This is a genomic window from Nitrospirota bacterium (assembly GCA_016212215.1).
In the GTDB taxonomy this organism is placed as follows: Bacteria; Nitrospirota; 9FT-COMBO-42-15; order HDB-SIOI813; family HDB-SIOI813; genus JACRGV01.
Window position 1 is genome coordinate 19464 of record JACRGV010000120.1, and the last position, 21442, is coordinate 40905.

Sequence of the window (21442 nt, forward strand, 5' to 3'; positions counted from 1 at the left end):
TTATACGATTAATTTATCCGCCTCAATTGGAGCTACAGAGATACCTGTTTCAGGATCATAATTTCCATACCATACTTTAAACCCCTGAGGCATTGTTTTACACATATTGCCATTTTGAAAAATAAAATGTTGATATACCTGTACAGTAAATGTCTGCATCTTCCGGAAATCATCTCTTGACAGAAACTCCTTATACTCAAGCAAATGAAGCAATTGCCTGCTTTCATCGCTGTAGTTATAAATATAAAGCCCTTCGGTAGTTTCCTGTATTATGCGATAACTGTCATTTACTGTCTTAAAGTTAAATTGCCTGCGTGCTTCATTGATATTGAATTTATCCGGATCAACATAGAGCTTTATTACTTGAGCATAGTATTCATTGAATATCGTATGCCCTTGTAATTGATATATGTCTCGTTTAATCAGCTCCTCAGCATGGCCAGCGCACGCAGCATAAGTCTTATCCGGCATCCCACCGTCGTGCAATTTAAACAGAAATACTTTCCCGCCCATCTCGCCTAAAGTGCCTTCACGATTACAACGACCTGCAGACTGAATAACCGCCTCAAGCGGTGCCATAGCACGAAACACTACCGGAAAATCAAAATCAACACCTGCTTCAATAAGCTGTGTAGAAACTACCAGTATTTTTCTCTTTGCTTCCAGATCATGCCTGATATTTTTGATTACTACTTTTCGATGCAACGGACACATTGACGTTGATAAATGATATTTCTTTTCCCAATCACCACGATTTTTTGTGTAATTGAAAAACTCTAAGGCGGCTTTTTTGGTGTTAAATATAACAAGCGTGGAAGCATCCGCCTGCGTTACGGTCTCAAACAACCCCATGCAATCAATCGGATTTAAATCGTTTAATAAGTCATAGTTAACACGCCTTGTTTTCTCATAAAGCATTGAAGGGTTGTCAATTAAGGGCTGAATTGTACTTATGCCATCAAACCCCTGCCTCTTCTCAAAAGCAGGCTGTGTTGCAGTACAAAACAAAAAGGATGTCTTCATAACTGCCTGAACATCTTTTAATATTTGCAGTGTAGGCAGTATCACTTCCTTTGGAAGTACCTGAACCTCGTCAAATATCACCACAGCTTCAGCTATGTTATGAATCTTGCGGCACTGTGATGGCCTGTTACTGAAAAGGGATTCAAAGAATTGAACTGTAGTTGTTACAATAATAGGGTAATCCCAATTTTCACACGCCAATTTCTTGCGCTCCTGAATAGAAGAATAACTCTCAGACACATATATATCATCAAGGTCGCCTTCAATGTAACTGGAATGATGTTCAAGAACCCATTCGTCTCCAAAGATGCCTTTTAAAACCTGGGCGGTCTGGTCTATGATGTTTATATAAGGAAGGACTATTATTATTCGTTTTAGGCCATTCTTTTTCGCATGACGTATTGCCCATGCCATAGATGTAAGAGTTTTACCCATCCCGGTCGGAAGTGATAATGAATAAAATCCACAGGGCATTTCTGCTTTCTGAAGTACTTGATTGCGCGCATCATTTCGTAATTGATTGATTTCACCCTCTTTAGATTTCTTCAAGAATTCCTCTTCCAATTTGCTTACCATAGAGTCTGCAGGCAATCCAGAACCGATACGCATATTAAATTTATCCTGCTCAAAATGCTCTTCTGTTGAAAGCCAATCGCTATCCGTTAAAGCGCTAAAAAGGTACCTGATAAAAACTTCACGTTGTGATTTTTCAGGAAATGCCAAAGAATTCGGTGCTTGAATATTTGCCTCATTAACTCCTGTGTCGTTAATAAAAGATTGTTTAATATTTGTAAATTCAGAAACTTCTCCCCGTTTGAAACATTCCGTATCAATTTTCCAAGCCGAGTTATCCGGCAAACCCTTATGATGACCGTCAATAGCAATTGATGCCTCAATAAGTTTACGAATTCTTGCATATCCCGCGCCCCATGAAGCGTGAGGAACGCTGCCGCGTTTCCCTCCTTTATCAAGATACCTCTGGAACTCAAGCTGATATTTACCGAGATCATGCAATAAACCCGCTATCCTGAAAATCGTCTTGTAGGTTTCATCACATGCAAAGGATTCCGCCAATTCTGCAGTTTGGCGCAGATGTTCAGACAAGCTATGTTTCTCTTTACGACTATTTTCTGAATGAGCGTAATATTTCATAAGTTACCTGCCGTAAGTCTCTCTTTATAAAGATCAATTAAAGTTGTCCGGATTGTGGATTTACAAAGAATAATATTGTCATACTGATTTATAGAATGCAAGCCAATAAATTGCATTTATCTGAAGTCTAAGGTCTGAAGTTCAGTGTCTGAATTACAGATCCTGTTAGTTAATCCTTGACAATAAATAATTCTAATCTATAGTATAAGACTTTGAGTTGCTTAATATTATTATATCCTTAATATGAACTTTGAAAGAATACTTACCCCCCTGATTATTGTCATAATTATCATCAGCATTTATCAGGCATACAATATCCATGCAGAAAATGAGACTCCTCAGGAGACACCGCAACAGGCCGTCACAGAAGTAACAAAGCCTTTGCCCCCTGCAGAAAATACATCAGCCATTCCACCGGCAGAGGGAACGCAACCTATGCCTACGATGGAAACAAGTGCATTACCTCCGATTGAATTAACAACTCTTATTATTCCAAAAGAGGGGGCATTCATGATTCCACCTCCTCCTGACAGAAAAAAGGGGTTTGTTGGAGCGGAAAAGTGCATAAGCTGTCATGAAAAACAACATACCCAATGGAGTAAAACTATCCATGCAAGATGGAAAAAGAGTTTCATCCCTGCAGGAAAGGAAAAGGAAGAAAAAAGAATAGATTGCGAAACATGTCATGGACCAGGAAGTCTGCATATCAATAATACTAAGGAGCGTTTGTTTATAATATCTTATGGTCCGATGTCAAAAGATACCAGAGAAGAACAGAATAATTCCTGTATTATATGTCATAATCAAGGGAGTCTGTTTTACTGGAATGATAACATGCATGGAAAAACAATGACCTGTACTGAATGTCATCAGGTTATGAAGAATGTAACAATGAAGAATTTATTGAAGCAAACTTCAATAAAGGAGACCTGCCTTAAGTGCCATGCAGAAAAAAAGAGTAAAGCTATGCATTCACCACATCTTTCACAGGATGAGGGAAAGATGTCGTGTTCTACATGTCATTCACCGCATGGGTCCGACACACCCGGGCTGCTAAGATCATCTTCTGTAAATGAGAACTGCCTTAGCTGTCATTCAGACAAAAGAGGGCCTTATCTTTTTGACCATCTTCCGGTGCAGGAAAACTGCCTTCTGTGCCATGATGCACATTCCTCCATTAACAGCCGGCTTCTGAAGATGCGTCAACCTTATCTATGCCTTGAATGTCATACTAATCTGCCGAAGAATCTTCCTGATAATATTGATGCGCATGATGTGTTAAACCCCAAGAGCAGGTTTACTTACAACAGGGGCTGTATGAATTGTCACCCGATGATACATGGTTCAAGACATCCCTCCGGTGCCGGCCTGCAGAGATAAATCAGATATGAAAAAGTTACTGATCATATTCATTATCATCCTGTTTATTCCAAATATTGTACTTTGCGATGATGGGTCCGGTGAGACTGTTTCAACACCTGCAGAGTCACCCTCCCCCTCACCCCCTCCAGTCAAGGGAGGGGGGATTATTTCAGAAACCACTCCCGCCAGGGAAGAAGGTAAGGAACAACCCGCTGCACCCACACCTGCTGAAACCACAGTCAAAGAGCCTACTTTTGAGAATATTTCTATCATGGATATTTCAGGTAAGTTTCAGGACATGAAGATTTTTACGGATTCTCCTAAGTCAAGAGAATATAAGACTATACCGGAGGGAACTTATATAGATAATTTCCATTTCATTTTGGGATCAGGGACTCAGGAGATTTCGGGAAATGCAGGGAATATCAAACCACTGACCAATCTTAATCAGGATGGCTACTGGAACTTAAGTTACAGGAAATATGGTTTGCTCGATGTGGATACCGGTCTTAACAGATTTATCAGGACTTATGATGGATCAGGGACTTCATCAACTGATAGTTCTAATATCTTAAAGACAAGGGATATCAATAATATATCTGTAGAGTTTAGGCCGGGTGACAAGCTCATTATTACTACGAGGCTATCTGTAGAGGAGAGTAACGGGAGAAGCCCGGTTAGCTTTGAAAACTTTACAAAACAATCCGGCGTACCCCGAACAGCAATAAGAGAAATTACTGAACCAAAAGATTACAAGACCACAACAATCGGTATAAATATGGAGTACATAGATGATAGTGTAGACATCCAGCTTGACAACAACTTCGATATATTTACCAACAGACTGACAGATGACATCACATGGGCAAATCTTTTTAAAGGATCGGATGGAAGGGCAAAAGGGGCGGGAGATTATACAGTTCACACATTATCCTTACGGCCATCCATAAAATTATCAAATAATATTACATTCTATAACACTCTATCTTTTAGCAAAGTCACAAGCACTATTGACCTGATTCCTTTTACAACTATCCCTGATGTAGGCGGTGAATTTCTGCGTAATAAGATTGATTCAGACGTAAGAAACCTTACATTATCTACGGCGCTTAGTGCAAAACTTTTTTCAAACCTGAGATTCAATATAAAATACAGGCATTATGCCCATAAAAATGATACCCCGAATGCAAAGGAAACACCTTCATACATAATGATAGATGGGGGCGATGGTAAGGATGGAGGAGTAAATGCAATAAGGTATCCAAGGATAGCGAGATATACCGCCTACTACACAGACAGTATTATTCTTGACGGGACATGGTCTCCCGCAAGCCGGTTATACCTTAATACCTTGATAGAAAATAAGGATACCTCACGGGATGAAAGGGAGGTAGAAAAGGAAAATGAGAAAAAGGCACAGGTAACTATGCGAACCGTTATCCTCAACTCCTTGGCCACAAATTTAGGATATACTTATTCAAAAAGGACGGGTAAGTATGACCCCACATATTACAATGCAATCTATGACCCTGATACTTTAAATACCGTTACTCAACATACACTATTACGGACTTTTGATCTCTCTGAACTTGCCTCTCAAAAAATATCTGCAGGCATAGATTATTCCCCCATTGAGGCATTTTCATTAGGATTAAACTTTTCTTACCTCTTAGAAGAACACAACAATGTTACTATCGGCAGGATAAGGTCTCAGGGAACATCCGGTTCTGTGTCCCTCCAGATTGAACCTTTTACATTCCTGCAGTTCTATACAGAGTATTATTATGACAAAAAGAAAACAACAGGAAGATATAGCTGGACTTATGACAACAATCTAAGTTATACAAAAGATACTAAATATACCGGGTTCACTAAACCTATTACCGGTATCCTTGAAGATACTTCAAATGTATTAACAGCAGGATTTAATATTAAGCCGGGTAAAAGATTCTCAATAAAAGGGGACTACAGCAAGTATGATTTCGCCGGTGCGGACTCTAAACTGCCTGAGGTCAGCAATATTACCGACACTTATGAAGTTTACATCTCTGCAAAACTCAGAAAAGAACAGGAAGACAGCAGCGATTCGGAAAAGTATTTAAAAAATGCAAGTATAACAGCCGGATATTACATGGAAAGATACGTGAGAAGCGACTACGCTCTTGATAATTTTCCTGACACAGGCCCTGATAAATTCATAGGAATCAGAGAGCCTTCTTATAAATACCGACTTATATCACTTTATATGAGTGTTTATTTTTAGGGGGGAGACATACGCACCCGAAAATATCCATAGCTCACCCCCACCCTATCCCTCCCCATGGCCTCTCTCTAATTCTCAATTTGTGGAGGGTAAGAAAACATTGTTACCTTTCCCTCATATAACTCAATCTTTATCTTAATCTTGCTTCTATCTTCTTACCTCTTACCTCTTACTTCTGCTCACTGCTCACCCCGCGTCATTCCTCCCAAAGATGCCTGTCAACATACTGTGCCAGTATCTCCTGCATCCTCTCCGGCGGCGGGGTGTCAAAATAGACATTAATGATTGCATGGGCTATCTCATGGGCAAGGACACCGGCTGTCAGCTTTTCAAGAGAGATATAGATAGTCTTGCTCTTGTGAGAATAGAAGGCGATTGGGGCAGTTTCATAAGTTCTTAGCCCGCCCATACTAAGGAAGGTCCTTTCAACGTCTTTGTCTTTGGGGTACAAGGTAATATTAAAGTGGAGGTCAGAGGGGTACATATCAAGTAATCTGCTTACCCTCTCAACGATATTGTCCACCCTGCTTTTTACAACCTCGGGATTTTTCGATGCCTCGATATAAGAAAACAACCCCTTACTCAGGGTACCTGAAAAACCATACAGGTCTTTATCAGAAGTGTAACAGATTTCAGTATAACCGGTCTTATATGCTTTTGATTGGCCTTCACATGCAAAAACAGGCAGGCTGTATATCATTATAAAAAAGGCAGTCAGGCACAGAATACCGGCATAAGATTTATAACCCTTATAATCCTTTGCTTCCCTTGTATTCTGAGGTCCTAAAATAGTTTACAGCCTCCTCTAACTCCTCTATCTTCTTAGAGACTGCTGATAATTGTCCCTTTAGTTCCTTATCGGCTGATGGGGTATCTGATAAAACTGATTGGATTGCGGCATTTAATGCTGATAGTTCCTGTATCCTTAACTTTGCATCACGTATCCTTTTATCCAAAGATACAGTAAGCTCGGTTATGCTGTCTGCCAGTTCTGACAACTGGTCATTATCCCGTAACTTGAATCTATGCGTAAGGTCACCCTTTCCGATCTCTTCAAGCACCTTTTCAAAACGGTGCAGAGGCCCGGCAATCCTGTGAGACATGAATATCATTACTGCTATCCCTATTACACCTGTGATGGCAAGGATAATCAGATTTGCCAGAAACAAAGTCGGCAGGAAATATTCGGATGTCTTTGCAATCCTGAAATCAGAACCGACAAATCCGGTGGTCAATGTCCCTCTGGAAAGATAGATAAAAAAGCCGATGGCAAGGATGACCTCTATTAAAATAATAATCAGGAACTTTATTGTAAAATCTACCTGGAACTTCTTTTTTATGAAATAGTTTCTCCGCCTGAATAAAGGGCTATCACTCATGGGTCATCCCTTTTAAGAGCTTATCGTTTATACTGATAGAGGCTGTCTTCTTTATACCCCTCAACCACTCTTCAATTGACTCATGTTTTTTCTGTTCAAGTACAAATTCCTTAATCCTGTCATGCAGGTCTTTAAGAGGAGGAACAGGTACACTCTCTTTATTTAGGACTTTTATTACAGTTATGCGGCCATCCATTTCCTCAATTACCCTGACCTCGCCGGCATTCATATCATACGCCTTATTAAGAACATCCTCTTCCAGCCCCATCCCTGCTGTCTCATAAGTCAATGGCCCTATCGTCTCTTCACCTTTTATCTCCTCACCTTTCAGCATCTTATTTTTAATGACATCAGTATTTTTCTTATCTATACCTTCAACAAGCCTGAGGGTCAGTTTATGCTGAAGCCTGTTATACTGCTCCTGTATCTCGTCTTCTGTTACAAACAACCTGTCATTCCATTCTTTTGTCTTTGCCTCAATTAAATCCCTGATAAGGGTCTGCTCCCAGAATGTCCTGATAGTCTCAATAAACCTCTCATCCTCTGCAAGCCCCATCCTCGCTGCCTCTTGAATCATGAGTTTCTTATCAATCATAAGCTCAAGCTGTTCTTCGATAACACGGGATGTCAGCTTAAAAGCGTGGTCCCGCCTTGAGTTTACAGCAAGCTCCTTCTGGAATTCTTTTAAAAGGATGGGAGACTTATTAACGGATGCAACTGCCTGCTCTCTATTTTTTTCTCCTCCACAGGCAGAAATAAACATAATCAGGATTAAAAAGACGGGAAATATTTTCAGAAAAGTCAATAAAAAAAATATTTCTTTACGCACGGCACGGATTATAACATTTTACACTTGACTTGTATATTCCAATTCTTTAAAATTCTGGCTTAAACATTAGTAAATCTGGTTATCTTCAAATTACTTGAAAAATACAACAGAAAAGGAAGGAGGTGAAACAGGATGACAAAAGCCGAATTCGTTGATGCAATCCAAAAGGCAGCTAAGGGATCCACACTCAGCAAGAGAGAGACAGAAGATTTGGTAGATAGTATCTTTGATGTATTGTCCAAGTCTATTAAAAAAGACAAGAGGTTTGCTTATCCGGGCTTTGGTACCTTCACAGTAAGGACCAGAAAGGCCAGGACCGGAAGAAACCCGAGAACAGGAGAGACAATAAAGATAAAGGCAAGCAAGACTATCTCATTCAAGCCTGCACCAAAGCTAAAGGGTATGCTGTAAGAGTTAATGATTATTCTGACACAGAGAGAGGAGCATGCTCCTCTCTCTGTGTTTATATGGTCTACTTGTTATTAGTAACCTTCTGCCAGTCTTCCATAAATTTCTTAATACCAATATCCGTAAGCGGGTGAGAGGCCAGTTGCAATAATACCTTGTATGGGATAGTGGCAACGTCTGCCCCCATCATAGCGGCATCCACTACATGAAGCGGGTTTCTTATGCTTGCAACAATTATCTCTGTGTCATACCCATAGTTATCAAATATACTCCGTATCTGACTTACTATGTCCATACCAATGTGCGACACGTCATCAAGCCGTCCGACAAACGGGCTTACGTAAGTTGCCCCTGCCTTTGCTGCAAGGAGTGCCTGAGAGGGAGAGAATATAAGGGTGACATTCGTTTTTATACCTTCCTGAGTGAGGGTGCGAACGGCCTTTAATCCTTCAGGAAGCATAGGTATTTTTACAACAACATTTTTATGGATTGTGCTAAGCTCCCTTGCCTCTTTGACCATGCCCTCAGCTTCAAGGGAAATAACCTCCGCACTAATCGGTCCATCCACCAGAGAGCATATCTCTTTAACAAGCCCCCTGAACTCCCTGTTCTCCTTTGAAACCAGCGACGGGTTGGTAGTAACACCGTCTATTAAACCAAGGCTTACTGCCTCTTTAATCTCTGCAATGTTTGCTGTATCAATAAAAAATTTCATCACACCTCCTGTTTGTTAGTGTTAGTTCAATGACTCATCCAAAAGTTCTACCGTATGTTTTACCTCAGCATTATACCCTAATCTGTTCAAAGAATCCTCAATATGTATAGCACATCCGGGACAGCCTGTGGCAACTATTTTTGCACCTGTTTTTTTAATATTCTCTGCCTTCTTCTCTCCTATCTGAGAGGCAAGGTCGTAGTGATAAACACTGAATATGCCGCCGAAACCACAGCAGGCATCCGAATCTTCCATATTTACAAAGTCAACAGAGGGGATAGACTTCAGAATATCTCTTGGTTCCTGATAAATGCCAAGCCCCTTTTTCAGGTGGCAGGGATCGTGGAAGGTGACGCGGTTTGTTTCATTCGGAAATGACCCCATCCCCACCCTAACCCTCCCCTTGAAGGGGAGGGAAATTTCCTCTCCCTCAGGGAGAGGATTAAGGTGAGGGTGGGGTTTTTCATCCCTGTTTGTAAATTGCCTGCTCCTAAGCGGTTCAAAGATAAACTCATGTACGTCTGTTATTTTATCCGAGAATGCCTGAACATCAAATCCCCCTTCGCCCCCCTTTTCTAAAGGGGGGGATAATAGTACTGGATACTCCTTCTTCAGCATATTTCCGCATGTTGCACACGAAACAACTATCGCCTCTACGTTCAGCTTAGAAAAAATCTTAACATTCTTCCTTGCCAGTTTCTTTGCCGTTTCCCTATCCCCGAGTGAAAGTAACGGACTGCCGCAGCAAAACTGTCCTTTCGGGATTATAACATCATAGCCCAGCTTATTCAGTACGCTTATAGTTGCCTTGCCCATTGCCTGCTTGCTCAGCTCCATAACACAACCGGGATAAAAAGCAACCGTACCTTTTTTATTTGCCTTGGTTGTCCTTATAAGCTCAGGATATAAAGAACTCAGCGGCGGACTCCCTATTTCAGGGAGTTTGCGTTTTATATTTTTCCGGACAAACGGGATAGCATTGCTAAACAGCCCGTTTACCGGAAGCATCTCATAAATCTTTACAGGAACAGACATCATCCTTGCCATCAACGGCAAAGGCCATCTGAGTCTTAATACTATCTTTGAGGCAATCTTCTCAATAATTCCAAGCCCTGATTTATCAGCTATATGGGCCTTTGCAGCAAATATAATCTCACTTACCTTTACACCTGTAGGGCAATTTGTATCACAGGTCAGACAACCAATACATGACGTTATCATCCCCTCAAACCGTTCTGTAGTCTCAATACGGCCGTCAAGTACCGCACCGACAAGATTTATCCTCCCGCGTGCAACCATAGTCTCGTCCCGTGTAATCCCAAACGTAGGACATCCGGTCATGCAGGTACCGCACTTTATGCACTTGTAAATCTCGTCTTTGACTGATGATAGGTAGTTCATCCGAAAATCCCTTCCGGCGGGGCAAGAAAACCCCGCCTATCCCTATCTACGAGGATAGGCGGGACTTTCTTGTCCCGCTGATTTTCATGTCCCTTTGTGAACCCTGGCTCATGTGAGTTCATCCGAAAGCCCTTCACCTGCTTCCCACAAATTCCCTCAAAAACATCCCCGTATACGACTCATCAATCTTAGCCACCTCTTCCGGTGTCCCGTACGCAACGATTCTGCCGCCGCCATCACCGCCTTCAGGGCCGAGGTCTATCAAGTAATCCGCATTCTTTATCACATCAGGGTGATGCTCAATCACCACGATGGTATTTCCGGCATTAACCAGCCTGTTTAAGACATCAAGGAGCCTCTGAATATCGGCAAAGTGGAGTCCTGTTGTCGGTTCATCAAGTATATAGAGCGTCCTGCCTGTTGCACGCCTTGACAGCTCTTTTGAGAGTTTTACCCTCTGTGCCTCTCCGCCTGAGAGTGTTGTTGCCGCCTGCCCTAGTTTCACATAATCAAGGCCAACCTCCCTTAATGTCACCAGTTTATGTCTTATAATTGGGATAGCATCGAAAAACTCAATCGCCTGTGCAACTGTCATATCAAGCACCTCTGCAATATTCTTCCCCTTGTATTTTATATCAAGGGTCTCCCTGTTGTAGCGCTTCCCCTTACAGACCTCACACGTCACATAAACATCAGGGAGGAAGTGCATCTCTATCTTTATCAGGCCGTCACCCTGACACGCCTCGCATCTGCCGCCCTTTACATTAAAGCTGTATCTGCCGGATCTGTACCCCCTCATCTTTGAATCAGGGAGTTTTGCAAACAGGTCTCGTATGTGCGTAAACAGGCCTGTATATGTAGCAGGGTTTGACCTCGGTGTCCTTCCGATAGGCGACTGATCAATATTGATCACCTTATCAAACTCATTCATACCGGTAATCGTACTGCACCCGTCATACTCCTTAGACCTTCTATAGAGGTGATGCGCAACATTTCTGTAAAGTACATCAAACAACAGTGTACTCTTTCCTGAACCGGAGACACCGGTAATAGCGGTCAGCAGTCCGATTGGGACAGAGACATCTATATCCTTGAGATTATTCTTTTTAGCACCCTTTACTGTCAGGAAACGCAGCGGCTTTCTATGGCGTGCCGGCAGGGATATGACCATGTCACCGGAAAGATAGCGGCCTGTAAGGGAGTTTTTATCCTTCATAATCTGTTTGGGTGTACCCATGGAGATAATTTCACCGCCATGGACACCTGCACCGGGCCCCATATCTATCACATAATCTGATTCCCTGATAGTCTCTTCATCATGTTCAACCACAAGGACTGTATTGCCGATGTCCCTCAGCCGTTTAAGCGTGGCAAGCAGTCTTACGTTATCCCTTTGATGAAGACCGATGCTCGGTTCATCCAATACATACAGGACACCCACAAGGCTTGAGCCGATCTGTGTGGCAAGCCGTATCCTCTGCCCCTCGCCGCCGGAAAGAGTAGCCGCCTCTCTGTCAAGGGTAAGATAATCAAGCCCTACATTTGACAAAAACAGAAGCCTTTCTTTTATCTCCTTGAGTATGCGCTGGGCAATAAGAGACTCCCGCTCAGTAAGGGCCAATGTATTGAAAAACCGCACAGCGGCCTTTATGGAAAACCGTGTGGTATCTGCAATCGTCATCCCTTCAATCTTTACTGCAAGAGACTCTTTTTTTAATCTTGCACCATTACATAAATGACATATCTCATCAGGCACATCTTCTTCATCATCCTCAGTTCTCAGGTGAACGCCAAGGCCGTCACACTCCGGGCACGCACCAACCGGGCTGTTAAATGAGAAAAACCGCGGGGTAATCTCAGGATAGCTTATACCGCAATCAATACAGGCAAGCTTCTCACTGAACAGGATATCCTTACCTTCTGCGGTGTTAATAATGATTATGCCGTCCGCTAACCGCAATGCAAGCTCAATAGAATCAGCAAGCCTCCTTGTCAATTTTTCAGAAAGTTCCCTGTTTATGATGAGGCGGTCAATGACAATCTCGATATTATGTTTTTTATTCTTATCAAGGGAAAGCTCCCTTTCAAGGTCTTCAATCCTCCCGTCAATCCTTGCCCTGACAAAACCCTTCCCCCTCATCTCAGAAAGCTCTTTTCTGTACTCACCCTTCCTGCCTCTGACTATGGGAGATAACACCTGTATCCTTGTGTCAGAAGGCAGGGATAAAATTTTATCAGTCATCTGCTGGACAGTCTGTGCAGTAATCTCTTTTCCGCATTTATAACAGAAGGGATGGCCGACACGTGCAAACAGGAGCCTTAAATAATCATATATCTCTGTGATTGTTCCAACTGTTGAGCGGGGATTCCTGCTCGTGGTCTTCTGCTCAATGGAAATGGCCGGTGACAGCCCTTCAATAGAATCTACATCAGGCTTACTCATCTGCTCAAGAAACTGCCTCGCATAAGCAGACAGGGATTCCACATACCTCCTCTGCCCCTCTGCATAAATGGTATCAAAGGCAAGCGATGATTTGCCTGAACCGCTGAGGCCCGTAATTACAACAAACTTATCCCGTGGGATTACAACATCAATATTCTTTAGATTATGCTCCCTCGCACCTTTTATGATAATACTCTGCTGTTCCATAGGTGAGACTATTTTAACACAGGAGCATCTTTAAATTCACCTTTCCAATAAAGGCGGTAAAATAATCAAGTTACATTTTAACTCCGAGTCTTTTCTTCCATATAGCCATGAGAGGCTGCCAATCAAGTTGATCCGCACTTGAGAGGGCATTAAAGTAATCTGTCTTATCCTCCGCATTCTTTTCATCGGGAACTAAAGGGACAGGCGGCAAGTCAAGCCTGTAAAGGAGTGAAAACAAAAGCATTCTTATTACACGTCCATTAAAATCAAGAAAGGGATGGATGCTTAAGAAACGGCCTTCTGCAAAAGCCAGAGCTTCAATGGGTAAATCGCCGGCATCCGGTTTAGAACCCATAGCAGACACTCTCGCTTCCAGATCATGGCAATATTGACGCATCAGAACAGGAACTTCAAAATATGAGGGTGGACAGTGCTTCCCGACAGTAACATTTCTGTTAAGATACTTGCCGGCCCATGTAGGGAATATTTCTCCAAAGGCGTTTTTGTGAAGCATACAAATAAACTCAGAGGTTATTATCAATTCATGATATTTGTAAGTTAGAATAGCCGCCATCACCTTCTCAACTCCTTTTGCAAGAAAGGGAGCGAGTTCAGAATATGACTTGATACCGAGGCTGGATTCTATGTACCGTGTGGTTGAGGAATATTCTTCAGAATCTTCATATACTCTTTCAGCATCTTCAAACTGACGTTTTCGCCCTCGAATGCCATGGAAGCACTTACCTGATACGGAATGCTTTCCAGATACATTTTCCTTTTTTCCTCTGGAGTGAGGCTTGTCCTCCACTCTTCTATTTTGTTTCTCTGAGACTTGAGCTTTTTCATCTGATTCACCTTTTTGTCTGTTTTTATCAAAATCTACCATATAATGATCACAGATTGTAATTGGCTACCCAACAATCAAAATCAACAGCAATGCCGGCTACATAACATTATCCAAAAGTCTTGCCCCATGACATTTTACAACTATCTCCGCAACATCTTCTTTAAGGCGATATACTATTCTATAATTCTCATAAATCTTATTTATGTAAGCCATCTGGACATCCGTGTATGAACATCTTCGTGCGGTATCCCTTTACCCTTATCCAGTTCTCTCAATCCTGCATCAACCTGAAATTTGAAATACAACTCCGCCATAATATCATCAATAGTAGTATCCTCTGGGAGAGATTGAATCATACTAATAACTTGCTCCTTTACACCGGCCATTTTACCACCTCCTCGACATTCACAATATATCATTTTGAAGTACCCCTTCACAAGGGGATAATATAACTTAAGGGGGAGTTACAGAATTATTAACGCAGGTTTTATGCCTTATTAGAAAGGGAGTTATTAGGGATTTTTATCTAAGCAAGAAGAGAATTACGTATGTCCCAGGTTAACTACCAAAATTTCTGATTAAATCTGAGCAATAAGTGTTCCTTTATGTTGTTTTTCTGTCAGGGCTAATTCAAAAAGACAATTGGCAGCTTTGACCACCTTATCTGCCCATCCAGGTGGAAAGTATGTTTCACCACAACCACTGCAAACCCAAGCTGTTATCCCTGAAAGTCTTACCTTAACTCCTTCCCTTTCAAATTCCTGGGTTATTGTTTTTTTCTCAAGCGTGCCTAAACATTCCGGACAGGGGTGATCCATCAATCCTTTTTTTTGTTTCATTTTATTTTCCCTCGTCTGTTTGGACTTATCCACCATGGCTTTTGCGGTATATATGCAGTTATGATGTCTATAATTTCTGAATTAGTGTAATCGCATATAACATGTAAAGGTGAAGTTGTTGTTTCTGTAAAGTAAAAGCTACCTACAATAAGACATCGCTTCTCGTCAGTATAATTTTCTAATATTTTGCCATTCTCGATAGCCTCTATAATATTACCCTCAGAAAATCCTTCTTCAATCATATGCCGGATAGCATGAATTTTTATCCTATAGTTTTTTGATATAACAAGCGGCCTGATCTTTTCAAGTATTATATGATCTTGCGTCATTTTATAACAAAATAGTATGCTATTATTATAATCTTTGCAAGAAGAAAGTCCTGGCAATATCTCAATTGACAGCATAATCTCATCCTATTGTAACCTCGAAAAAATAAATTCATATGTCTGTTTAAAATCGATCTAATCGGGGTTCGATCTAATCGGGGTCGGACCATAAATAACCAGGGCTTTTTAGATGTTATAGAAAAGTCCTGAGTTCGTACGTCATACAAAATATATCTGTCCCGGTATATTCTCGATATTAATTACTTTATTAGTTATGGGGTTACGGTACATAATACGATAGTCACCATAAATAATTTCAAGACAGGATGAATCACCAATCTCAGGAATAATACGTCCTGATAAAGGAAAATCCTGCAGGCGATCAGTCGCCTCAATTAATCGCATCGCAAATAGGGCGGCCCTGTCAACAGAATCGCGTGCAATATACTCAGCAATGGAATTAACGTCTTCTAATGCAGAGGGTGCCCAGATTATATGCGATCAGAAATCGGCATCTCTCTCTTTCAAACTACATAACGTAAAGTTGAGGGGCGCGCAGTTTTTGGCGCGTCCCACTCGAACGCCATGTTAGGCATTATTCGGGAATTCATAACTGAAAGACACTGGGACAGTCTCACTTTTGAAGCCAGACAGAACCGACAAGAGTTCATTCAGTTGGCCAGTTCGTTCCAAACCGGCCGCACCTCAATTGTTGCCACCTTTGCCATTGGATGTTGAGATGCAACGTCAATGGCCTCCTCGACGTTTTCGCACTCTATTAATTCGTAAGCGCACATCTTTTCCTTGGAGCTGGCAAATGGCCCATTCGTGCGCAACAGCTTACCCTTACGCACTCGTACAGTTGTTGCGTCACTGGCAGGGCGCAATGGGTTCCCATGCACTCGGACTCCGCGATCTTCCATTTTCTTAACCCATGCGACGATATCCGGCACCAGCGTTTCCGTTGGGGTAAATGCATCGTCGTGGCAAATAATCAGTAGGTATTGCATGTACGTAGTCTCCTTTGTGGCCTAACCAGTTATTAGATAGTTTTCTGGATAATAACATGCTTTTATAGCCGATTCAATAAAATAAAAATTGTTTATTTGGCGTAATTATTCATCTTCATTACACTAACCGTGTTGCCTAATATTCCGTTTGTCATATTATACAGTTATCTGCCTAATAGCACATGCTCAATTCCTTCTCCTCTTTTGTGCTTGAGCCCCAAATGCGTCATTGAACATTTGTGGAAATTCCTGGCACACCATACATAACTCCCATCTCTATGCAAACCAATTCAGCCAATTCAGTATGATGTCCACAGAAATCTATGCAGATATAGAAATATATGTCTTTTTACCCTTTACAGAGGTAAATAAAATAATTATAATGTACCTGCGTGGAGGGTAATAATGAAAAAAGATATTTTTAAAAGGATCATTACAGATTTCAAGGAAAAAGACCTGTCCTATGTAATGGGAAGAGATATTGCAATCCCTTTGGACACCGGCAAAATCATATCCCTGATCGGCGTGAGAAGAAGCGGGAAGACCCATGTCCTTTTCTCACTGATAAAGCAAATAAAGAAGACTGTCGCCCCGGAAAATATCCTCTATATCAACTTTGAAGATGACAGGCTCTTTCCTATTGAGCTGAAAGATCTGAGTGATATGCTGGATGCATATTATGAGATGTATCCTGATAAGAAGAGTGAAAAGGTATACTTCTTCTTCGATGAAATCCAGAATGTTGAAAATTGGGAAAAGTTCGTACGCCGGCTGTATGACTCTGAAAAATGCGTAATTTTTATAACAGGTTCATCGGCGAAATTATTGAGCAGGGAGATCGCTACGGCCCTCCGTGGAAGGACATTGAGCTACGAGGTGTTTCCTCATTCGTTCAGCGAATTTCTGAGGTTTAAGGGGATTAAGGCGGACATGCATTCTTCCAGATCAATTGCGAAAATCAGAAACACCTTTTCGGAATATCTTGTAAAAGGCGGATTTCCTGAGGTTATCAATTATGATCAGTCGTTGTACGTGAAGACATTGCAGGAATATATAGATCTTATCACGTACAGGGACATCATCGAACGTCACAAGATTACAAACACATTTCTTCTTAAGCGGCTTATGAAATTTTGTTTTACCAATATCTCAACGCATGTGAGCTTCAATAAACTCTATAATGATTTCAAGTCCGAGGGGCTCAATCTTTCGAGGAATACGGTTTATGAATATATCTCCTATCTTGAGGATGCTTTTGCGTTGTTTACCATACCACTATACGCCAAATCCGTCAGGGAACAGTGGAGGAACCCGAGAAAGATTTACAGTGTAGATGTCGGATTTAAGACCGCGATGGACTATCCTTTTTCCATAGATACCGGCAGGATTTTCGAGAATATCGTTTTTCTTGAGCTGAGAAGAAAAACAGAGAATATATATTACGTTAAAGGAAGGTATGAAGTAGACTTCTATTATATTTCCGGAGGGGAAGAGCACCTGCTTAATGTAAGCTATGATCTGGAATCTCCGGCAACAAGAGAAAGAGAAATCAGGGGATTAACAGAGGCAATGAAAAAGTTCTCTATAAAAGAGGGGAGCATAGTAACAGCAGAGAACAAAGAAACAATAAAAAATGAGGATGGAACTATTCATATAGTCCCGTTATGGGAATGGCTGTTGATAAATTAGGAACATCCCAAAACCTAAGCTATTGTGTCCCCGAAGGAAGTATCGTATCTACTTGCTACCATGAAAATCGGAATTGCTATTTCTTATTTTCATGGTACAATACAGCATGATTCAGAGACTGGAAATCGGGAAACATATTCAGCGGGCTATTAAACGGAGCCGGGCTGTTGCCCTTGTTGGCCCCCGTCAGTGCGGTAAAACCACTTTAGCCAGGGAATTTGTTGACAGCGCCTCTATTAATTATTTTGATCTGGAAGACCCGGAAAGCATCGTCCGCCTTGCTGATCCCATGACAGCGCTTGCACCGTTAAAAGGTATTGTGGTTATTGATGAAATTCAGCGGCGCCCGGATCTTTTCCCGGTTTTGCGTGTTCTGTTAGACCGCAAACCCCTGCCTGCCAAATTCCTTATCCTGGGAAACGCATCGCCGGATTTATTACAACAGTCTTCAGAATCACTGGCCGGGCGTATTGAGATAATCGTGATGGGCGGCTTCGGGCTTAATGAGGTAGGGATAAAGAATGAATCCCGTCTTTGGCTGCGGGGAGGTCTCCCATTGTCATTCCTGGCCAGGAATGAACCGGAAAGTTTTACATGGAGAAAGAGTTTTATTCAAATGTTTCTTGAACGTGACCTGCGGCAACAGGGAATTAATATCCCCCCTGTATCTTTGCACCGGTTTTGGACAATGTTAGCTCACAGTCATGGTCAGATATGGAATGCCGCGCCCATTGCAAGTTCGTTGGGTATCTCTGAGCATACTGTCCGGCGCTATCTGGATATTTTGACCGGCGTGTTCATGGCCCGCCAGCTTCAGCCGTGGCATGCGAACATCAAAAAGCGCCAGGTGAAAGCTCCTAAAGTTTATATCCGGGACACAGGGATACTTCATGCGTTATTAGGTTTGAAGAACGTGTCGGAGACCTTGAAACATCCCCGCTGCGGTTCATCATGGGAGGGATTCGTAATCGAGGAGGTTATCAGATCTGTTGACCCTGATGATGTATATTTCTGGGCAACTCATAACGGTGCGGAGATTGATCTGGTTTTTTCAAAGAATGGACGCATGTACGGCATTGAGTGCAAACGCGCGGATGCTCCTGATTTGACTCCATCCATGCGGATTGCCCTTGAGGATATTGAACTTGAACGTATCGCTGTCATATACACCGGAGAAAAACGCTATCCGCTTCATAAAAAGGTAGAGGTTATTCCATTCGAAACGATCACGGGCGGAATGAGAGAAATATTCAAATAATTATTAACGCAGGTTTTATACCTTGTTAGAAAAGAAGATATTAGGGATTCTTATCTAAGCAAGAAGAGAATTACGTATGTCCCCGGAATTAGTAAAATCAATCAGTCCACTTTTACTTTGTCCTCTCCTTAAGGGAGGCTCCCAGCCATACAAATCGGAAAGTATCTTTTTGGAAATTGCTTCTAAAGGAACAATTTCTTTTAATGAATTAAAGAGAACGCTATTCTTTAACAAACGCATTACCTTGTTTTTCTGGCATTTGACATGCTATGTAATTCACTGTAATATAATGAAATGCAAGGGGGTGTGTATGTCCACTATCCAGAAGAGTTTGAGAATTCCGGAAAAGATTATTAAGGAAATAGAAGTAATCGCAACTACATCAGGGAAAGACTTTACTGCCGTCGCAAATGAACTGCTCGATGAAGCTGTCAGGACTCACCGTTGTCCTAGTATTGTATTTTCTGAAGGCACCAGCGGGAAAAGGGCTCGGATTGCTGGAACAGGAATTGAGGTTTGGGAGATTATTGCAACTTATAATAGTGTGGCAAATGACATCAAACGCCTGAGTAAGGCATACCACTGGCTTACAGAACAACATCTGAAGTCGGCTTTATTGTATTACAAACTTTATAAAGATGAAATAGACAGACTTATTGCAAGGAACGAAGATTTGACGCCGGAAGAAATCCGTAAAAGACATCCTGTCCTATCTGCGGATAAACAGTGAAATATTATCTGGATGAAGACTTAAGCCCTAAGATTGCAGAGATACTTAGGAGGGGAGGCATGGATGCGGTCAGTGCCCATGAGGTTGGCATGACTCAGGTAAGTGACCTTGAGCAGCTAAAATATGCATCCTCTGAAAAGCGCTGCGTTGTAACAAGAAACCGCAATGATTTTATAAAACTTACAGTACAATTCTTTAATGAAAATAGTCCGCACTCAGGTGTTCTGATAGTCCCTCACTCATATCCCGGAGACCAATTTAATGTAATAGCAAATGCCTTGAAAAAGTATGCATTGGAGCATAAAGAAGATATGGAGCCTTATACAGCAGACTTTCTGTAACCTGATGGTAGGTACCACTCTCACAGCCTTGCGAGTACATACATCTGCAAGGTTGTGCGACAAATTTGTTGGTACTTATTAAGCTGCAGCCCTGTATTCCCAAAAATCTTCCCATCTGTTACTGAAATAGCAACACCTCAAAGCAATGATGCTGTTTGCTCCTTTGACTGTCCAATGCATCCCGGATTGTTTCAACCTTTGTCCAATAACTGAGCGACAACCTGATTCAAGAACACCGGAACCAACAAATAACCCCTCCTTTCTGAATTTACCATACCTCATACTCTCTTTATTTTTTTCAAAATAGCTACTCTCCCTTTCGGCACAGCATCAGTCCATATACTCATCACCCTTAATTTACACCAAGTTGTTGTATAGGGATCATTGGCATCCTTCTGGGCACTGATATTTCTGGGTGTAGGGGATAATGAAAATATCCCCAAAAATAATAATTTATGTCCTCTTTAGTTCTTTTATTCCCCCTTTCATATTTAATGTATTTTATTCTTGAAATATTATGCTTCTTTCTTATAATGAGTGGGGAAATAATTTCCCTCCCCCTTGACGGGGGAGGGTCAGGGTGGGGGTGATTCTATGGGAGATAAGATAACAACATTGGGGAAAGCCATCAGGAAAAGACCTACAGATGCGGAACAATTGCTATGGAGTCACTTAAGGATGAAACAGATGGCAGGATTAAAATTCAGAAGGCAACAGCCTATAGGCAAGTACATAGTTGATTTTGTTTGCTTTGAGAACCGCATTATTATTGAAGTTGATGGCGGACAGCATGCGGGAGAAAAGAATAAGGATATAGAAAGAGATGCATACCTTCAACGATTTAGGTTTAAGATTATAAGGTTCTGGAATAATGAGGTGTTACAAAATACAAATGAAGTCTTAGCGGTAATAAGGGAGAATTGCTTATATCACCCTCCCCTTACCCCCTCCTGCCTCCCCCTGCTAGTGGGGGAGAGATTAAGGAAGGGAAATAATTATAGCCCTCCCGTCAAGGGAGGGGAGAATTACCCACTCGGAATGAAAAAGAAGCAATTTGTGAAGGAGGATTCCGCTATAGTTTAAGCATTGAAAGCCTCCCTGGTTGCTCTGCAGGGCAATACAGAGCGATATAATCATAAACTGGATACATCATTCTATATAATTGCTTTTGAAAGTAGTTAGTAGATTGAAAAGTCACAGGTATGCCTTTCTTTGATAGC

At 41.7% G+C, this 21442-nt stretch carries 21 protein-coding genes and 1 pseudogene; 8 read left to right on the forward strand and 14 right to left on the reverse strand.

Annotation, left to right across the window (positions count from 1 at the left end):
- The gene (cas3, locus tag HZA08_10655; GenBank protein MBI5193885.1) at window positions 1-2175 is read right to left on the reverse strand and encodes a CRISPR-associated helicase Cas3'; all 2175 of its coding nucleotides are present in this window, start codon (window positions 2173-2175) and stop codon (window positions 1-3) included.
- 243 nt (window positions 2176-2418) lie between these two features.
- Here cas3 and HZA08_10660 point away from each other — a divergent pair, with 243 nt between their 5' ends.
- Both HZA08_10660 and HZA08_10665 read left to right on the forward strand, forming a co-directional pair.
- Window positions 2419-3555: a DmsE family decaheme c-type cytochrome gene (locus HZA08_10660; GenBank protein MBI5193886.1), complete on the forward strand. Its 1137-nt coding sequence runs from the start codon at window positions 2419-2421 to the stop codon at window positions 3553-3555.
- Window positions 3556-3562: 7 nt separating this feature from the next.
- Window positions 3563-5800, forward strand: coding sequence for an MtrB/PioB family outer membrane beta-barrel protein (locus HZA08_10665; protein ID MBI5193887.1), 2238 nt, complete (start codon window positions 3563-3565; stop codon window positions 5798-5800).
- 196 nt (window positions 5801-5996) lie between these two features.
- On the opposite strand, the gene HZA08_10670 is transcribed toward HZA08_10665, so the two are convergent.
- Genes HZA08_10670 through HZA08_10680 form a run of 3 tightly spaced genes read right to left on the reverse strand, consistent with a single transcriptional unit; the run spans window position 5997 to window position 8008 of the window.
- Window positions 5997-6500: a hypothetical protein gene (locus HZA08_10670; GenBank protein MBI5193888.1), complete on the reverse strand. Its 504-nt coding sequence runs from the start codon at window positions 6498-6500 to the stop codon at window positions 5997-5999.
- 49 nt (window positions 6501-6549) lie between these two features.
- The gene (locus tag HZA08_10675) at window positions 6550-7179 is read right to left on the reverse strand and encodes a methyl-accepting chemotaxis protein (GenBank protein MBI5193889.1); all 630 of its coding nucleotides are present in this window, start codon (window positions 7177-7179) and stop codon (window positions 6550-6552) included.
- The gene (locus HZA08_10680) at window positions 7172-8008 is read right to left on the reverse strand and encodes a SurA N-terminal domain-containing protein (protein MBI5193890.1); all 837 of its coding nucleotides are present in this window, start codon (window positions 8006-8008) and stop codon (window positions 7172-7174) included. Before HZA08_10680 ends, HZA08_10675 begins: the two co-directional genes overlap by 8 nt.
- A gap of 132 nt (window positions 8009-8140) precedes the next feature.
- On the opposite strand from HZA08_10680, the gene HZA08_10685 reads away from it, so the two are divergent.
- Window positions 8141-8419 carry an HU family DNA-binding protein gene (locus HZA08_10685; protein ID MBI5193891.1) on the forward strand — a complete coding sequence of 93 codons (279 nt, stop codon included), beginning with the start codon at window positions 8141-8143 and terminating at the stop codon, window positions 8417-8419.
- Between the two features lie 61 nt (window positions 8420-8480).
- Here the strand turns inward: HZA08_10685 and fsa are convergent, their stop codons facing one another.
- The 9 genes from fsa to HZA08_10730 all read right to left on the reverse strand — a co-directional run bounded on the left by fsa (window position 8481) and on the right by HZA08_10730 (window position 16204).
- The gene (gene fsa, locus HZA08_10690) at window positions 8481-9131 is read right to left on the reverse strand and encodes a fructose-6-phosphate aldolase (protein ID MBI5193892.1); all 651 of its coding nucleotides are present in this window, start codon (window positions 9129-9131) and stop codon (window positions 8481-8483) included.
- Window positions 9132-9152: 21 nt separating this feature from the next.
- Window positions 9153-10532 (reverse strand): (Fe-S)-binding protein, encoded by a 1380-nt coding sequence (locus HZA08_10695; protein ID MBI5193893.1) that lies wholly within the window; start codon window positions 10530-10532, stop codon window positions 9153-9155.
- Between the two features lie 133 nt (window positions 10533-10665).
- A complete protein-coding gene (gene uvrA, locus HZA08_10700) occupies window positions 10666-13182 on the reverse strand; it encodes an excinuclease ABC subunit UvrA (protein ID MBI5193894.1) in 2517 nt (838 codons plus the stop codon).
- 70 nt (window positions 13183-13252) lie between these two features.
- Window positions 13253-14068: a Fic family protein gene (locus HZA08_10705; GenBank protein ID MBI5193895.1), complete on the reverse strand. Its 816-nt coding sequence runs from the start codon at window positions 14066-14068 to the stop codon at window positions 13253-13255.
- A gap of 161 nt (window positions 14069-14229) precedes the next feature.
- On the reverse strand, window positions 14230-14415 hold the full coding sequence (locus tag HZA08_10710) for a hypothetical protein (GenBank protein ID MBI5193896.1): 186 nt from the start codon (window positions 14413-14415) through the stop codon (window positions 14230-14232).
- A gap of 192 nt (window positions 14416-14607) precedes the next feature.
- Entirely contained in the window at window positions 14608-14868 is a 261-nt protein-coding gene (locus tag HZA08_10715; GenBank protein MBI5193897.1) for a YgiT-type zinc finger protein, read from the reverse strand.
- Window positions 14865-15197: a DUF4258 domain-containing protein gene (locus HZA08_10720; GenBank protein ID MBI5193898.1), complete on the reverse strand. Its 333-nt coding sequence runs from the start codon at window positions 15195-15197 to the stop codon at window positions 14865-14867. Before HZA08_10720 ends, HZA08_10715 begins: the two co-directional genes overlap by 4 nt.
- Window positions 15198-15413: 216 nt before the next feature.
- The gene (locus tag HZA08_10725) at window positions 15414-15689 is read right to left on the reverse strand and encodes a type II toxin-antitoxin system RelE/ParE family toxin (GenBank protein ID MBI5193899.1); all 276 of its coding nucleotides are present in this window, start codon (window positions 15687-15689) and stop codon (window positions 15414-15416) included.
- 176 nt (window positions 15690-15865) lie between these two features.
- Complete coding sequence (locus HZA08_10730) at window positions 15866-16204, reverse strand: transcription initiation protein (GenBank protein MBI5193900.1); 339 nt, start codon at window positions 16202-16204, stop codon at window positions 15866-15868.
- 405 nt (window positions 16205-16609) lie between these two features.
- Here HZA08_10730 and HZA08_10735 point away from each other — a divergent pair, with 405 nt between their 5' ends.
- From HZA08_10735 to HZA08_10750, 4 genes are all read left to right on the forward strand, one after another.
- Window positions 16610-17893, forward strand: a complete 1284-nt coding sequence (locus tag HZA08_10735; protein ID MBI5193901.1) for an ATP-binding protein — start codon at window positions 16610-16612, stop codon at window positions 17891-17893.
- Between the two features lie 106 nt (window positions 17894-17999).
- Window positions 18000-19151 carry an ATP-binding protein gene (locus tag HZA08_10740; GenBank protein MBI5193902.1) on the forward strand — a complete coding sequence of 384 codons (1152 nt, stop codon included), beginning with the start codon at window positions 18000-18002 and terminating at the stop codon, window positions 19149-19151.
- A gap of 310 nt (window positions 19152-19461) precedes the next feature.
- The gene (locus tag HZA08_10745; GenBank protein ID MBI5193903.1) at window positions 19462-19881 is read left to right on the forward strand and encodes a DUF433 domain-containing protein; all 420 of its coding nucleotides are present in this window, start codon (window positions 19462-19464) and stop codon (window positions 19879-19881) included.
- Window positions 19878-20222, forward strand: coding sequence for a DUF5615 family PIN-like protein (locus HZA08_10750; protein MBI5193904.1), 345 nt, complete (start codon window positions 19878-19880; stop codon window positions 20220-20222). The genes HZA08_10745 and HZA08_10750 overlap by 4 nt, the downstream gene beginning before the upstream one ends.
- Window positions 20223-20300: 78 nt before the next feature.
- Here HZA08_10750 and HZA08_10755 read toward each other — a convergent pair.
- Window positions 20301-20543, reverse strand: a pseudogene (locus HZA08_10755) (ISKra4 family transposase).
- Window positions 20544-20816: 273 nt separating this feature from the next.
- On the opposite strand from HZA08_10755, the gene HZA08_10760 reads away from it, so the two are divergent.
- A complete protein-coding gene (locus HZA08_10760) occupies window positions 20817-21305 on the forward strand; it encodes an endonuclease domain-containing protein (GenBank protein MBI5193905.1) in 489 nt (162 codons plus the stop codon).
- Window positions 21306-21442: the final 137 nt, after the last annotated feature.